Raw genomic sequence first — 15,632 nt, 5'->3', positions numbered from 1 at the left:
AAGAAAACTGAAAGGATTTACCATGTCAAAAGAAGTTATTGTTGAAAGTTTTGAACTTGACCACACCATTGTTAAAGCACCCTATGTTCGCTTGATTGGGGAAGAAACAGGGCCAAAAGGAGACATCATCTCCAATTATGATATTCGCTTGGTGCAACCAAACGAAGACTCTATCCCTACTGCTGGCCTTCACACTATCGAGCATCTCTTAGCCAAACTCATCCGTACCCGCATCGACGGCATGATTGACTGTTCACCATTTGGTTGCCGTACAGGCTTCCATATGATTATGTGGGGGCGCCACACCAGTGCTGAAATCGCGGCTGTTATCAAGGATTCGCTCAAGGAAATCGCTGAGACTACTACTTGGGAAGACGTCCCTGGAACAACCATCGAATCTTGCGGCAACTACAAGGATCACAGCCTCTTTTCTGCTAAAGAATGGGCTAAACTCATCTTGGAACAAGGGATTTCAGATGATGCATTTGAGCGTCATGTGATTTAAACACAAAAAAGGAACCAGTTTTTCAGCTGGCTCCTTCTTTTTTATGCTCAAAATTCTGTCTTAGGCTTTTTCACGAATGACCAAAACACCATCTTCCATGTCAGCTTCTAGGTGTTTAGCATCAAGGTTATCCAAGTGGAAGTCTGTGACTTTGTCACGGATTTGTTGTTCAACCACACGACGGAGTGGACGAACACCCATGACTTCATCGTAGCCTTCCTCAGTCATGTATTCTTTAGCAGCTTCGCTCACTGCCAAGTCAATGTCTTTCTTAGAAAGCGTCTTGTTAACTTCAACCAACATAAGGTCTACAATCTTAGAAAGATCTTCTTTGCTCAAGTGTGAGAATTCGATGACAGCATTGAAACGATTAAGGAATTCTGGACGGAAGTAAGGTTTCAAACGATCCATCAATTCTGGTTTATCAGCATCTTCTGTCAAGTTAGCTTCGTAACCAAAGCCTGCGTTTGAAGTTGCGATAATCACCGTATTCTTGAAGTTGACAGTGTTACCTTGACCATCTGTCAAACGACCATCATCCAAAACTTGAAGGAGAAGGGTGATGACTTGAGGGTCAGCCTTTTCAATTTCGTCGAGAAGGACGATTGAGTATGGATTGCGACGGACGCGTTCCGTCAAGGTATTGTTGTTGTCATCGTAACCAACATAACCTGCAGTTGTACCAATCAATTTAGATACGGCTGTGCGGTCGCTGTATTCTGACATGTCCAAACGGATGATAGCATCTTTCGTTCCGAACATATCTAGAGCCAATTGTTTAGCCAACTCAGTCTTACCAACACCAGTAGGACCTACAAAGAGGAAGCTACCGATTGGACGGTTACCTTCATCAAAACCAGCACGGTTACGACGGATAGCTTTTGCTACTGCTTCAACGGCCTTATCTTGACCAATAACTTTCGTCTGCAAACGATGACCCATATCTTTCAAACGTTCGATGTCCGTAGCCCCCATTTGAGATACTGGAATACCCGTCATACGTTCTACAGATTCAGCCACATCGTTGACACTTGCAGTCACTTTCATATCTTCTGTATGGTTTTCGATTTTCTTTTCCAATTCTGCGATGCGTGTTTTATAGTTTAGAGCTGCTTCAAAATCTTCTGCCTCAACTGCTTTTTCTTGCTTGTCTTTTTCTGCCTCAATTTCACGTTCAACAGCATGAACATCTGTTACTGGATGCTGAGCTGCCAAGTGAGCCGCCGTAACATCGACAAGGTCGATAGCCTTATCTGGCAAGCTACGTTGTGGAATATATTGAACAGAGTAATCAACGGCAGCTTTTAAGACTTCATCTGGCAAAATAACATTGTGGTGTTGTTGATAGAGATCACGAATTCCTTGAAGGATTTTAAAAGTATCCTCTGCTGAAGGAGCATTGACCTTGACTTCGTTGAAACGACGAGCAAGGGCTGCATTTTTCAAGATACTATTACGGTATTCATCTTGAGTAGTTGCGCCAATCACTGTCAATTCTCCACGTGAAAGAGCTGGCTTGAGAATGTCCGCAAGCCCTTTAGAACCACTGTCTCCACCAGTGCTACCAGCACCGAGGATTTGGTGAATTTCATCAAAGAAGAGGATAATATTTCCTGCTTCTTTCACTTCGTTTACTAGATTTTGCACATTTTCTTCAAAGCTACCACGGTATTGAGTACCAGCCTCAAGACCAGAGATATCAATGGAAATGATTTCCTTGTTCTTAATAGCAGCTGGAACATCACCATTCACAATAGCTTGTGCTAAGCCTTCGACAACTGCTGTCTTACCAACACCTGCATCTCCGACTAAAACAGGATTGTTCTTGGTACGGCGTGAGAGGATTTCAGATGTTTCTTGAATTTCCTTGTTTCGTCCGATAACAGGATCCAGCTTGCTCTCACGCGCTTCTGCAGTCAAGTTTCGACCTAGTTTTGCAAGTACACCGTCTTGTTTCATACCTGATGCCTGTTGTGGCATTTTTCCATCAACTTCTGCATTTCCTGGCAATTGGCCAGTTGCACGATAGTGAGCAAATTCCTCAGGTGTGACTTCGCGTCCATTAATTAAGTAACGGCGATTTTCAGAACTGTATCCTCGCATACCACCCATCAATTGGTTAAATAAATCATCCATGTTGTTAAAATTATTAAAGTTGTTATTCATATTCTTTACCTCTTTTTGTTTACTTAGTTATGATTACTGATATTGACTATCTTTGACCTTTGTTTTAAAAAATTTAGACTAGCTAAATCGCTACTCTACGTACTATTTCTGGTTTTTCTTTTTCAAGCAGGAGTAGACTATCTTTACTTCTGAAGATTTCTAGATGAAACATAGACCCACCTCTTTCTATTTTACTTTAAATAAGTGTTCTAGTAAGGTTTTCATTTACCTTACGTTTATAATATACTACATTAGTCAGAAAAGGTCAAGAGATTTGACTTTAATTGACCAATAAATTTTACAAAAAGAAGAACTAGCTTTTAACTAGTCCTTCTTTGTATTATTTTATATAATCTTAGCTCAATGCATCCAAGGCATCATCCATTGAAAGAACTTCGTGGAAGACACGTTGTGTCAATTCAGTTTTTTGTTCTGGAGTGAGGTATTTAGTGTTTACACAGTATCCAGAGATACGTACGATAACGTCTTCACCTGACATGATCTTTTCGTAAACATCGTTCAAGTCCATAACGTTCAAGTTAACGTGTTGTCCACCATTTTCAAAGTAACCATCAAGGATTGTTACCAAGTTATCAACTTGTTCGTCACGAGTCTTACCAAGAGCACGAGGTGAAACTTGTGTAGTCAATGAGATACCATCAGCTGCATAACTAAAGTCAAGGCTAGAAAGTGAGTTCAAGTTTTGCAACCATCCACCTTTAGCTTTGTTAGATGGGTTAGCACCTGGTGAGAAGAATTCAAGTTTAGACAAGTTCACAGAACCATCTTCGTTGAGGTATACACCTTTGTGGACTGGTGAGTTACCAGTTTGTTTAGAGTAAGCAACGTTAGATGTGATTGTCAAAAGTGATACTGTAGCTTCAGCGTCTTTGTAAAGTTTGTGGCTACGTAGACGAGTTGTGTAAGCTTCGATCAACCATTCTGCCAATTCGTTTGAACGTGGGTCGTCTTCACCCCAACGTGGGTATTCACCGATTGTTTCGTAATCGTAGATGTAGCCATTTTCATCACGGATTGGTTTAACTGTAGCGTATTTGATAGCTGACAATGTATCAACAGTGTTGGCAAATCCACAGATACCGAATCCCATGTTGGCACGTTGTTTAGTTGGCAAGAATGCCATTTGAACAGCTTCGTAGTTGTACTTATCAGTCATGTAGTGGATGATGTTCAAAGCATCTACGTAAGTGTCAGTCAACCAGTCAAGAGATTTCTCAAAGTTAGCTTTAACTGATTCAAATTCAAGAACTTCGTCACGGATTGGTTCGATGTCAAATACTTTGTAATCTTTGTGAACATCGTCGTAACCACCGTTCAAACCAGTAAGAAGGGCTTTCAATACGTTTACACGCGCACCGAAGTACTGGATGTTGTGGCGTTGTTCTTCATTTTCTGGGTCAAGTGGAGACACACAGCATGAGATACAGCTCATTTCACCATACCCGTCTTTAGCCATTGTTGTTACACCTTCGTATTGGATAGAAGAGTGTTTGTGACTCATGTGCATACAGTAGCGACGGAAGTTGTATGGCAATTTGTCAGTCCAAAGAACTGTCAAGTTTGGTTCTGGTGAGTTACCGATGTTGTCAAGAGTGTTCAAGAAACGGTAGTCCATCTTAGTAACACGGTGACGACCGTCGTTACCCATACCAGCCATAGAAGTTGTGATGAATGTTGGGTCACCTGAGTACAATTGGTCGTAAGCTTTTGTACGAGCAAATTTAACTGTACGAAGTTTCATAACGAAATCATCAACGAATTCTTGGATTTCTGATTCAGTAAATGTACCACGAGCAAGGTCACGTTCTGCAAAGATGTCCAATACGATTGGCACACGACCTAGGGATGTAGCAGCACCGTTGATAACACGGCAGACAGACATGAAGGCGATGTTAACCCATTGGATAGCTTCTTTAACGTTCATCGCTGGTTTGCGAACATCAACTCCGTAAAGATCACCCAAGCGAACAACTTGTTGCAATGCTTGGTATTGAAGATTGATTTCTTCACGAAGACGGATTGTTTCTTCATCGATTTCTTCGATTGCATTCCAGTCGTTTACTTTTTCTTGCATCAAGTAGTCTGCACCGTAAAGAGCAAGACGTGCGTAAACACCGATGATACGTCCGCGTGAGTATGCATCTGGAAGACCAGTTACAGTGTGAGCGTGACGAGCGCGACGGATGTTTGAAGTGTAAGCACGGAAGATACCGTCGTTAACTGTTGTTACGTATTTAGTGAAGATTTCGTGAACAGCTGGGTCTGGTTCGTATCCATTTTCTTTCAAAGTAGTTTCAGCCATACGGATACCACCTTTTGGCATGAAGTTCAATTTGAAGAGTTCATCGTTTTGGATACCAAAGATAACTTCATTTTCTTTGTCGATAAATCCAGCAGGGATATCAGCAATAGATGTTGGACGAGTATCCATTGGAAAACGAGTTTCTTCGTAGTGAGCCTTAGTTTCTTCTACAATCTTTTTGATGTGAAGTGAACGTTCTGTTGGTCCTGCAAGGAAGCTTTCGTCTCCATCGTAAGGTGTGTAGTTAGCTTGTACGAAGCGTGATACACTTGCTTTTTCTTTCCAATCTACGCCTTTGAAGCCTTCCCAAGCTTTGTCAAAAATATCTTGTGCTTCAACAACTGTCTTAACAACCATGTTAATGTCCTCTTTTTTCTTTCTAGTAACAGTCATCTGTTACATTCATGAGACAAGTATACCATACAGTAACCGATTTCAACAAGCGAAAAATCCCTGTTTTTACACTTTCTTTTCTAAAACAGTCTATATTTTTCCTCAAACTGTATTATATTTTTGAAAAAACGAAGTCCTTTTTTCTTTTTTTCAGAAAAAAGGGTATAATGAAAGAAAATAAGCTGTAAAAAAGGTGCTAGGAATGTTGATTTTCCCCTTATTAAATGATTTGTCAAGAAAAATCATCCATATTGACATGGATGCCTTTTTTGCTGCGGTAGAAATCAGGGATAATCCTAAACTCAGAGGAAAACCTGTCATTATTGGAAGCGACCCTCGGCAAACAGGTGGACGGGGAGTCGTTTCTACCTGTAGCTATGAGGCAAGAGCTTTTGGTGTCCATTCTGCCATGAGTTCCAAGGAAGCTTATGAGCGTTGCCCCCAGGCTGTCTTTATCTCAGGGAATTATGAGAAATACAAATCTGTGGGACTCCAAATTCGAACTATTTTTAAGCGCTATACAGATTTGATTGAACCTATGAGTATTGACGAAGCCTATTTGGATGTGACAGAAAATAAACTCGGTATCAAGTCAGCGGTCAAAATCGCTCGCCTCATTCAAGAGGATATCTGGCAAGAACTGCACCTGACTGCTTCTGCTGGCGTTTCCTACAACAAATTCTTAGCTAAAATGGCCAGTGATTATCAAAAGCCACATGGTCTGACAGTGATTCTACCTAACCAGGCTGAGGACTTTCTCAAACAAATGGATATTTCCAAGTTTCATGGAGTAGGAAAAAAGACGGTGGAACGACTTCATCAAATGGGTATTTTTACTGGCGCTGACCTACTTGAAGTTCCTGAAGTGACTCTGATAGACCATTTTGGTAGACTGGGTTATGACCTTTATCGAAAGGCTCGTGGCATTCACAACTCTCCAGTCAAATCCAATCGTATCCGTAAATCCATCGGGAAGGAGAAAACCTATGGAAAGATTCTCCGTGCCGAGGAAGACATCAAAAAAGAGCTGACTCTTCTATCAGAAAGAGTCGCTCTCAATCTCAGTCAACAAGAAAAAGCTGGAAAAATTGTCATTTTGAAAATCCGCTACGAGGACTTTTCAACTCTTACTAAACGAAAAAGTCTGACTCAAAGAACACAGGATGCTAGTCAGATAAGCCAAATAGCCCTGCAACTCTATGAAGAATTAAGTGAGAAAGAAAGAGGTGTCCGCCTGCTGGGGATTACCGTGACTGGATTTTAAAACCTTGAAGAGTTGACCCTTCAAGGTTTTTCTTATACAAATAAACGGACAAAGCTATACAGTAGCAAGACGCTACCGAGTACAATACGGTATTTACCGAAAAGGGTAAAGTCGTGTTTTTTCACATAGCTTGTCAAGAAACGAATAGCGACCATGCTGACTGCAAAGGCTACTCCCATCGCAACCAAGAGCAAGAACAATTGCCCAAAGTTCAAGAGTTGTCCTGCTTTCACAAATTTGAAAATCTTTAAGGCACTGGCTCCAAACATAACAGGAATCCCTAAATAGAAGGTAAATTCTGTCACAACAGAACGACTAGTTCCATTCAACAAACCACCGACAATCGTTGCTCCAGAACGGCTTGTCCCTGGTAAAAGGGCAAGAACTTGGAAGAGGCCGATATAGAAGGCTGTCGTATAAGGAAGCTTATCCAACTCTGTTACACTTGGCTCGATAGCACGCACTTTATTGCGCTTTTCCAAATAGATAAAGGCAATCCCATAGATAATCAACATGAGAGCAACTGAAACCATATTATGGAAGTGAGTATCAAACCAATCATCAAACTTAAATACAGCAAGCAAAGGTAAAGTAGCTACAAGAACTTTAGACCACAGTTGCCAAGTTCGACGAACTTCCTGCTTGTCTTTACCCGGTTTAAAGGGATTGAGCTTATTAAAGTAAATCACCATAACCGCCAAAATCGCACCAAGCTGAATCACGACATTAAACATGGACATAAAGACTTCATTTTGATTTTGGTATTGGATAAATTCCTCTGCTAAAATCAAGTGACCTGTACTTGAAATCGGCAGCCATTCCGTAATTCCTTCAACAATACCGAAGAAGATAGATTTTAAAATTTCAATAAGATACATAGATTACTCCTTTTTTCTATCTTCCATTATAGCATATTTTTTTAGTCTGTGACAGTTCTCTTTAAAAGGCACCGATACTGCCACCGCCTCCACCTCCGGAGAAGCCACCGCCAGAACTTCCATTTCCAGAAGATACGGAATAGGTACTTGCTGTGTTTGCGATGCTGGCATAATGGCTCATTTGCGCGCTTGAATGATAAAACATACTATGCCAGCCATAAGCTACATAGAGATTGATATCTGGATTTTCCACTTGAATCTGATGAACCTTCATCAAATGACTAACCTTGTCCGCATAGCCAAATAAGGTCGCATAGACCAAAAGGCGATTCCAGACCACAATACTTTCCAATTCAGCCTGATCCAATCGTGCAATCTCACGCAACATATTTTCAAAACTGGTCCAGAGATAGTAGACTTCTGCTCCTGCTTCATTTAGGACACCATCACGATTATCTAATCGAAGCTTCCAATAATAGAAAACAGCCAAAACCAAACCTAGAAAACCAAGTATTGGCAAGGGGATGTAAAGATAGCCATAAACATCCAAACTGTACAAGAACAAGCCAAATCCGATAAATAGGGGCAGGATAGTCAAAGCACCCATACCCACTTGCAAGACCTTTTCCCCACCAGTTAAAGGACGGTAGTAATCCGGAAGCCCCCAGAAGGTAACTCTATTTCTCACTCCTTCTTGCATCTCTTTCAATACTTCTTCAAAAGAAGATTTGAGCTGACGCCCCTTTGCTTGAATCCGTTTTTCATCAGAGACTTTTGCTCTACGATAAAGGCTATCAGATACCTTGTAATCCGCAAACAAATTGGAAAGAGTTTCTTCTTTTTTGCCTGAAAAAGCCAGATCTAGACAGTCTTTCTCAAAGCCTGACAAACCATCTTCTTTTACTAGCCTCAAACCAACTGCATCTCCTTCTGAAATGATAGAGACATTTCCACGGTCTATCACATCTAGCAAGGTAGCTTGAATAAGTTGATCAAAGGTGAATTTTCCAGCTCCCTTGACCAAGGGACTCACTTCCTCCAAGGAGGTAGAGTAGACAGCCTCTGATAAAACCATAGGCTCTAATTCCATTGGTGGTTCATAGATACGATGATTTTTGGCATATTTGACCGAAGGAGTGGTCTTTCTTCTATAAATAAAATAAAAGCAAATACTCAATAACAAGGAGATAGAAAGTATAGAAGGAAACACCCACGTAACGAGTTGTTTACTTTGCTCTTTTTCTTTAAAAATCGAGTCTTCTATCTTATTAAACTCTTCTAAACGATTGCCTTTCAATCCCTGATCCCTAGCGCTAGCAAAATCAGTTCGAGGCCAGTATGCATGCAATTCAACTCCACGCTTAGCCGGAAGATTGTCTAAACGGATAGTATAATCAAGGTTACTCTTTTCAATCGTTCCCTCTCTAAAAAGTTTCCCTGTATGGAAAAAGAGTTTTTCAGCCCCCTTATCTCCCCTTACATGAAATTCAAACTTTCCAATAGCCCCTGAACTATCTGTCAGAGGTTGCCAATTTAATTCAGCGATGTCATCATATAGAAAAAGCAAATTTTTTAAGTTCCAGACAAGGTCAACTTCAACTGTGTCGCCATCTTGACCTGGATTATAAACTTTAACAGTATAACCATCTGCTCCTTCTGTTACTTCGCTAGTAACATCTGTCAGTTCAGCACCATTTTTCGCAGCCTGAACCTTCGGATGAGGGTCAATGTCAAATCCGCTAGGCATCTTGCCAGCACGTCCAAGTCCCACGATTTGGCCCTTAAAGTCCTCCTCAAACTGATAAACTATCTTTTGTCTAAATTCTGCCGTATTGTCTGCATGAATATACAAATCTCCTTGATAAGAGTTTATCTTGAAATCAATGGCAAAAACAGAGAGTGGAAGAAGGCAAAACAAGCCTAACACCAGTAAGAAAAAAGTTTTTTTCATCAACTAATCCCCCTTTTTATCTTTGCTATCATTATATCATTTTTTCTCAAGTAAGGGCTTACCTATATTGAAAAATAGAGTTTTTTTCGATAAAATAGGAGACAGTTATTTTTTAATAGATTAGAAATAGGAGAAATCATGAGAAAAATATACTTATCTATTTTCACAAGTCTCTTGCTGATGCTGGGACTTGTCAATGTTGCTCAAGCCGATGAATATTTACGCATCGGTATGGAAGCGGCATATGCCCCCTTTAACTGGACTCAGGATGATGATAGCAATGGGGCTGTCAAAATCGATGGGACTAACCAGTATGCTAACGGATACGATGTTCAAATCGCCAAGAAAATCGCTAAGGACTTAGGTAAAGAACCTTTGGTTGTTAAAACAAAGTGGGAAGGCCTAGTTCCTGCCCTTACTTCTGGTAAGATCGACATGATTATCGCAGGTATGAGTCCTACTGCCGAGCGTAAACAAGAAATTGCCTTTTCAAGTAGCTACTACACTAGCGAACCTGTCCTACTAGTCAAAAAAGATTCTGCCTACGCAAATGCTAAATCTTTGGATGACTTTAACGGTGCAAAAATCACTTCTCAACAAGGTGTCTACCTTTATGACTTGATTGCACAAATCCCAGGTGCTAAAAAAGAAACAGCCATGGGAGACTTCGCTCAAATGCGCCAAGCTCTTGAGGCTGGTGTCATCGATGCCTATGTTTCTGAACGCCCAGAAGCACTGACTGCCGAAGCTGCTAACTCTAAGTTTAAAATGGTTCAAGTAGAACCAGGTTTCAAAACGGGGGAAGAAGATACAGCTATTGCCATTGGACTTCGTAAAGATGACAACCGTATTAGCCAAATCAATGCTAGCATTGAAACCATTTCGAAAGATGATCAAGTTGCCTTGATGGATCGTATGATCAAAGAGCAACCTGCCGAAGCTACAACAACTGAAGAGACTAGCAGTAGTTTCTTTAGCCAAGTCGCTAAAATTCTTTCTGAAAACTGGCAACAACTCTTACGTGGTGCTGGTATCACCCTTTTAATCTCTATCGTGGGAACCATCACAGGTCTCATTATTGGACTTGCCATTGGTGTCTTCCGTACTGCTCCTCTATCTGAGAATAAAGCCATTTATGGCTTACAAAAACTAGTCAGCTGGATCCTCAATGTCTACATTGAAATTTTCCGTGGTACCCCAATGATCGTTCAATCGATGGTTATCTACTATGGAACTGCCCAAGCTTTCGGTATCAACCTTGACCGCACACTGGCTGCTATCTTCATCGTTTCGATCAACACTGGTGCCTACATGACTGAAATCGTCCGTGGTGGTATCCTAGCAGTTGACAAGGGACAATTTGAAGCCGCTACTGCTCTTGGTATGACCCATAACCAAACCATGCGTAAGATTGTCCTCCCTCAGGTAGTTCGTAACATCCTACCAGCAACTGGTAATGAATTTGTCATCAATATCAAAGATACATCTGTATTGAACGTTATCTCGGTTGTCGAACTTTATTTCTCAGGAAATACAGTGGCAACGCAAACCTATCAATACTTCCAGACATTTACAATCATCGCCGTGATTTACTTTGTCCTCACCTTCACCGTAACACGTATCCTACGCTTCATCGAACGCCGCATGGACATGGATACCTATACTACAGGTGCTAACCAAATGCAAACGGAGGATTTGAAATAATGACACAAGCAATCCTTGAAATTAAACACCTCAAAAAATCCTATGGACAAAACGAAGTGCTAAAAGATATTTCTCTCACTGTCCACAAGGGAGAGGTCATCTCTATCATCGGAAGCTCTGGAAGCGGGAAATCAACCTTCCTACGCTCCATTAACCTACTTGAAACACCAACTGATGGACAAATCCTTTATCATGGACAAAACGTCCTCGAAAAAGGCTATGACCTCACGCAATACCGTGAAAAGTTGGGAATGGTTTTCCAATCCTTTAACCTCTTTGAAAATCTCAACGTGCTTGAAAATACCATCGTCGCTCAGACAACTGTCCTTAAACGTGAACGAACAGAAGCTGAAAAGATTGCCAAAGAAAACTTGGAAAAGGTCGGCATGGGAGAACGCTACTGGCAAGCCAAACCAAAACAACTCTCAGGTGGTCAAAAACAACGTGTGGCCATCGCTCGCGCTCTTTCAATGAATCCTGACGCTATTCTCTTTGATGAACCAACATCAGCTCTCGATCCAGAAATGGTTGGAGAAGTCCTCAAAATCATGCAAGATCTGGCTCAGGAAGGCTTGACTATGATTGTCGTAACCCACGAAATGGAATTCGCCCGTGATGTCTCTCACCGTGTTATCTTTATGGATAAGGGGGTGATTGCTGAAGAAGGCAAACCAGAAGACCTCTTCACCAATCCTAAAGAAGACCGTACAAAAGAGTTCCTTCAACGCTATCTCAAATAAAAAGAAAAGGCTGCATCAACCGTGCAGTCTTTTTGCTGTCCTCATACTCTTCGAAAATCTCTTCAAACCACGTCAGCTCTATCTGCAACCTCAAAACAGTGTTTTGAGCAACCTACGGCTAGCTTCCTAGTTTGCTCTTTGATTTTCATTGAGTATCAAAATGAAAAGGCAGACCCTATTCAAGAATCCGCCATCATCCAAAGATTAATCTTCAAATTTTTCATGATTTTTATCATAGAAATCAATTAAACCTAGAGCCGTTTCAAACGAAATATTTTTTACTTTTGCACGCCCCTGCGCTAGAGCAATGATAGACATTTCACGCGCATTCGTTTCTTTAGAGATACGGTAGCCTGTGATCTTCTTATCACGAACCCAGCCAACAACTGATTCTACTTTTTCAAAGTTTGACTTAGCCATGTCCTTCTCCTATTTTCTTCTTTACGATATTTAATTGTATACGTTTTTATGACTTTTGTCAATAAAAAAACATATATTCAATAAAATTAATGATTTATTTTTCTATTACTATCTTATTAAAGCCGATAATATATAGGTTTTCCCTTGCTATAAACCATTAGTAAATACCTTTAAAATAATTGTATTATTAAATCTTTTACTTGTAAAAATATTCATGATTTACAAATACCAGTTCGGGATAGGTTAGACAGGTTTTATACTCAACTTTATTCTATTTATCCAACTTTAAAACGATATTTCTAATAGCGAAATACTTTCTCTCCACACTATTAGTAACTATTCTTTCTCTTCTCCTTCTTTAATATTCTTCCTGCCTTTATAAGCACTTTTCACTTGCTCAACTGGTACTATTTATTTACTTTATCTTCCTTTTTTGTTTCTTTAAACCAATAAAAAGATTAGTAATTAAGAAACAATAGTATCCTATCTTTCAACATTTTCTACTGTTTTTATCTTCTTAGTATCTCATCACTCTTCTCAGTCAGTTCATTATAAGGTTTCTCATTAGTATTGATTATTTTTTCTAATTCCTATTATATTTAACCAAACCACAGATTAGCCCTATATAAAATAGTGGATTTCAAAAATACTCCTTAAATATAATAAGTAATTTTACTCCCTTACTATAAACCAAATCAAAAAACATAGGTACTATAATGAGTTGAGATAGAAATAGCGTAATCGATTTCCTAAGTCCATAGGAATCGCCCCCTTTCTTCACCCTCATTATAGCACCTATACATCAGTTGTGCAAATAATATGATATTTTTTTATTGCTCCTCAGACAAGCATATTATAGAGCGTTTCATTACCATTTAAGTTAATATAAGATGGATCAAAACCTTCCATTCGACGAATCAAGCCTGCATAATCATGCTTATCTGCCAAGGCAATCCCAATCAATACTGGGCCTGTCCCCTTGCTAGCTCGTTTGATATACTCAAAACGTGTGATATCATCATTTGGCCCCAGGATATCATTTACAAATTCACGCAAAGCCCCCGGACGCTGTGGAAAATTAACCACAAAGTAATGCTTGATCCCATCATAAATCAAGGCACGCTCTTCCATTTCTGGCATACGGTTGATATCATTATTTCCTCCAGAAATGATACAACAAATGGTTTTCCCCTTGATATATTCAGCCAAAACCTCTAAAGAAGCGATACTAGCCGCTCCAGCAGGTTCTGCAACAATCCCTTGCTTAGAGTAGAGGTCAATCAAGGTTTCAGAAATCAATCCCTCATCGACACCTACTAAGGTTTGAACATGTTGACGAGTTGCTTCATAGGTCAATTGACCTACCTTTTGTACAGCAATCCCATCCGCAAATTTGTCAATTTCTTTGAGTTTAACAGGTCCACCAGCTTCAAAGGCAGCTTTCATGGAACGTGCCCCATTAGCCTCTACCCCAATGACTTCAATCTCTGGACTTGTTTCCTTGATATAGGTAGAAACCCCAGCAATGAGACCGCCACCGCCAACAGGTACCAAAACAGCATCAAAATCAATCGATTCTTTTCGAGCCTCTTCTAAAATCTCATAAGCAACTGTCCCTTGACCAGCTTGAACATGGGCATCATCAAAGGGATCAATAAAGGTACGATTTTCAGAGACTGTAAATTCTTGAGCTGCCTTAGCAGAAGCATCAAAGGTATCTCCAACTAGTTTAATGGTTACAAAGTCCCCACCAAAAAAGCGAACTTGACCAATCTTTTGTTGCGGAGTAGTAATGGGCATAAAGATAGTAGCAGGAATCTTCATTTCATTACAAGTATAGGCAACTCCCTGCGCATGATTTCCCGCAGAGGCACAGACTACCCCACGCTCACGCTCTTCCTTGCTGAGCTGAGAAATGGCATAATAGGCACCACGGATCTTAAAAGAACGAACACGTTGGGCATTTTCTTTTTTCAAATAAATCTTAGCGCCATACTTCTCCGATAAATAATGATCGTAATCCAGTGGGGTATTCACAACCACACCGTTCAAGACTTTATGAGCCTTGATTATATCTTTTGAACTTAACATCATTTTCTCCTAAACTATTTCATACTTATCGCAATCCATCCTTTTAAAAAGAAATGAATTGATTATAAAAGCGAGTTAGTCCCCCAACTCGCCTTCACCTTAATTTCTATCAATTAGTTATAGATTTTGAATGCATCGTCGTCGTTTTTACCAACGAAAGGCATTGCTTTACGCAATTCTGCACCAACTTTTTCAATTTCAAGGTTAGCTGCTTGTTCACGGTAAGCAGTCAATTTTGGACGTCCAGCTTTATAGTCATTTACAAAATCATTTGCAAATTTACCATTTTGGATATCTGCCAAGACAGCTTTCATATTTTCTTTAACTTGTTCAGTAATCACACGTGGACCTGATACATAGTCACCGTACTCAGCAGTGTTTGAAATTGATTGACGCATTTTCTTGAATCCACCTTCGTAGATCAAGTCAACGATCAATTTCATTTCGTGAAGAACTTCAAAGTAAGCCAATTCTGGAGCGTAACCTGCTTCTGTCAAGACTTCGAAACCTGCTTCGATAAGGGCAGTCAAACCACCACAAAGTACAGCTTGTTCACCAAACAAATCTTCTTCAGTTTCTTCTTTGTATGTTGTTTCAAGAAGACCTACACGAGCTGCTCCAACACCTTTACACCAGTCCATAGCAATGTTTTTCGCATTTCCTGTAGCGTCTTGGTATACTGCATAAAGAGCTGGAACACCAAATCCTTCTTCATAAGTACGACGTACCAAGTGTCCTGGTCCTTTAGGAGCACACATGAAAACATCTACATCTGCAGGAACTTTGATAAATTCAAAGTGGATGTTGAAACCATGAGCAAATCCAACTGCGTTTCCAGCTTCCAAGTTTGGAGCGATTTCTGCTTCGTACAATTCTTGTTGGATTTCGTCTGGTGCCAAAATCATGATAACATCAGCCAATTTAGTTGCTTCTGCTACTGTGTAAGTGTCAAATCCATCTTCTTTTGCTTTGTCAAAAGATTTACCTGGACGTACACCGATGATAACATCGCGACCTGAATCACGCAAGTTTTGAGCATGCGCATGTCCTTGTGAACCATAACCGATAACGGCAATTTTTTTACCGTCAAGTGCTGCTACTTTAACATCTTTTTCGTATTCCATTTGAACTGCCATAGTTTTTTCTCTCTTTTCTATTATTTATTGCCTTTTAGGCTGGATTAACAAATTTAAAATA

11 protein-coding genes are annotated in these 15,632 nt (G+C 40.2%); 4 read left to right on the top strand and 7 right to left on the bottom strand.

All coding sequences use genetic code 11. From position 1 onward, the window contains the following. The first annotated feature begins 22 nt into the window (after positions 1-22). The gene (locus D8849_RS05150; RefSeq protein WP_000032547.1) at positions 23-505 is read left to right on the top strand and encodes an S-ribosylhomocysteine lyase; all 483 of its coding nucleotides are present in this window, start codon (positions 23-25) and stop codon (positions 503-505) included. 60 nt (positions 506-565) lie between these two features. Here the strand turns inward: D8849_RS05150 and D8849_RS05145 are convergent, their stop codons facing one another. Further along, positions 566-2,671: an ATP-dependent Clp protease ATP-binding subunit gene (locus D8849_RS05145; RefSeq protein ID WP_125386389.1), complete on the bottom strand. Its 2,106-nt coding sequence runs from the start codon at positions 2,669-2,671 to the stop codon at positions 566-568. A 355-nt stretch (positions 2,672-3,026) separates the two neighbouring features. Continuing rightward, complete coding sequence (pflB, locus tag D8849_RS05140; RefSeq protein WP_000260631.1) at positions 3,027-5,351, bottom strand: formate C-acetyltransferase; 2,325 nt, start codon at positions 5,349-5,351, stop codon at positions 3,027-3,029. 238 nt (positions 5,352-5,589) lie between these two features. Here pflB and dinB point away from each other — a divergent pair, with 238 nt between their 5' ends. Beyond that, on the top strand, positions 5,590-6,651 hold the full coding sequence (dinB, locus tag D8849_RS05135; protein WP_125386388.1) for a DNA polymerase IV: 1,062 nt from the start codon (positions 5,590-5,592) through the stop codon (positions 6,649-6,651). 32 nt (positions 6,652-6,683) lie between these two features. Here the strand turns inward: dinB and D8849_RS05130 are convergent, their stop codons facing one another. Continuing rightward, complete coding sequence (locus D8849_RS05130) at positions 6,684-7,529, bottom strand: undecaprenyl-diphosphate phosphatase (protein WP_049552291.1); 846 nt, start codon at positions 7,527-7,529, stop codon at positions 6,684-6,686. Positions 7,530-7,590: 61 nt separating this feature from the next. Further along, positions 7,591-9,480, bottom strand: a complete 1,890-nt coding sequence (locus D8849_RS05125) for a DUF2207 domain-containing protein (RefSeq protein WP_125386387.1) — start codon at positions 9,478-9,480, stop codon at positions 7,591-7,593. A 138-nt stretch (positions 9,481-9,618) separates the two neighbouring features. Here D8849_RS05125 and D8849_RS05120 point away from each other — a divergent pair, with 138 nt between their 5' ends. Continuing rightward, on the top strand, positions 9,619-11,184 hold the full coding sequence (locus D8849_RS05120; RefSeq protein WP_125386386.1) for an ABC transporter substrate-binding protein/permease: 1,566 nt from the start codon (positions 9,619-9,621) through the stop codon (positions 11,182-11,184). Next, on the top strand, positions 11,184-11,924 hold the full coding sequence (locus D8849_RS05115; protein WP_000189477.1) for an amino acid ABC transporter ATP-binding protein: 741 nt from the start codon (positions 11,184-11,186) through the stop codon (positions 11,922-11,924). Before D8849_RS05120 ends, D8849_RS05115 begins: the two co-directional genes overlap by 1 nt. A 204-nt stretch (positions 11,925-12,128) precedes the next feature. Here the strand turns inward: D8849_RS05115 and D8849_RS05110 are convergent, their stop codons facing one another. The 3 genes from D8849_RS05110 to ilvC form a co-directional block, all read right to left on the bottom strand. Further along, complete coding sequence (locus D8849_RS05110) at positions 12,129-12,344, bottom strand: capsule biosynthesis transcriptional regulator (RefSeq protein WP_001130035.1); 216 nt, start codon at positions 12,342-12,344, stop codon at positions 12,129-12,131. An 840-nt stretch (positions 12,345-13,184) separates the two neighbouring features. Beyond that, positions 13,185-14,435, bottom strand: a complete 1,251-nt coding sequence (ilvA, locus tag D8849_RS05105) for a threonine ammonia-lyase IlvA (protein ID WP_000952976.1) — start codon at positions 14,433-14,435, stop codon at positions 13,185-13,187. Between the two features lie 113 nt (positions 14,436-14,548). Next, the gene (gene ilvC, locus D8849_RS05100) at positions 14,549-15,571 is read right to left on the bottom strand and encodes a ketol-acid reductoisomerase (protein ID WP_000290683.1); all 1,023 of its coding nucleotides are present in this window, start codon (positions 15,569-15,571) and stop codon (positions 14,549-14,551) included. Positions 15,572-15,632 lie beyond the last annotated feature (61 nt).

This window comes from Streptococcus mitis, assembly GCF_003942765.1.
Taxonomy (GTDB): domain Bacteria; phylum Bacillota; class Bacilli; order Lactobacillales; family Streptococcaceae; genus Streptococcus; species Streptococcus mitis_BE.
This window is presented reverse-complemented; position numbering and strand designations above follow the sequence as displayed.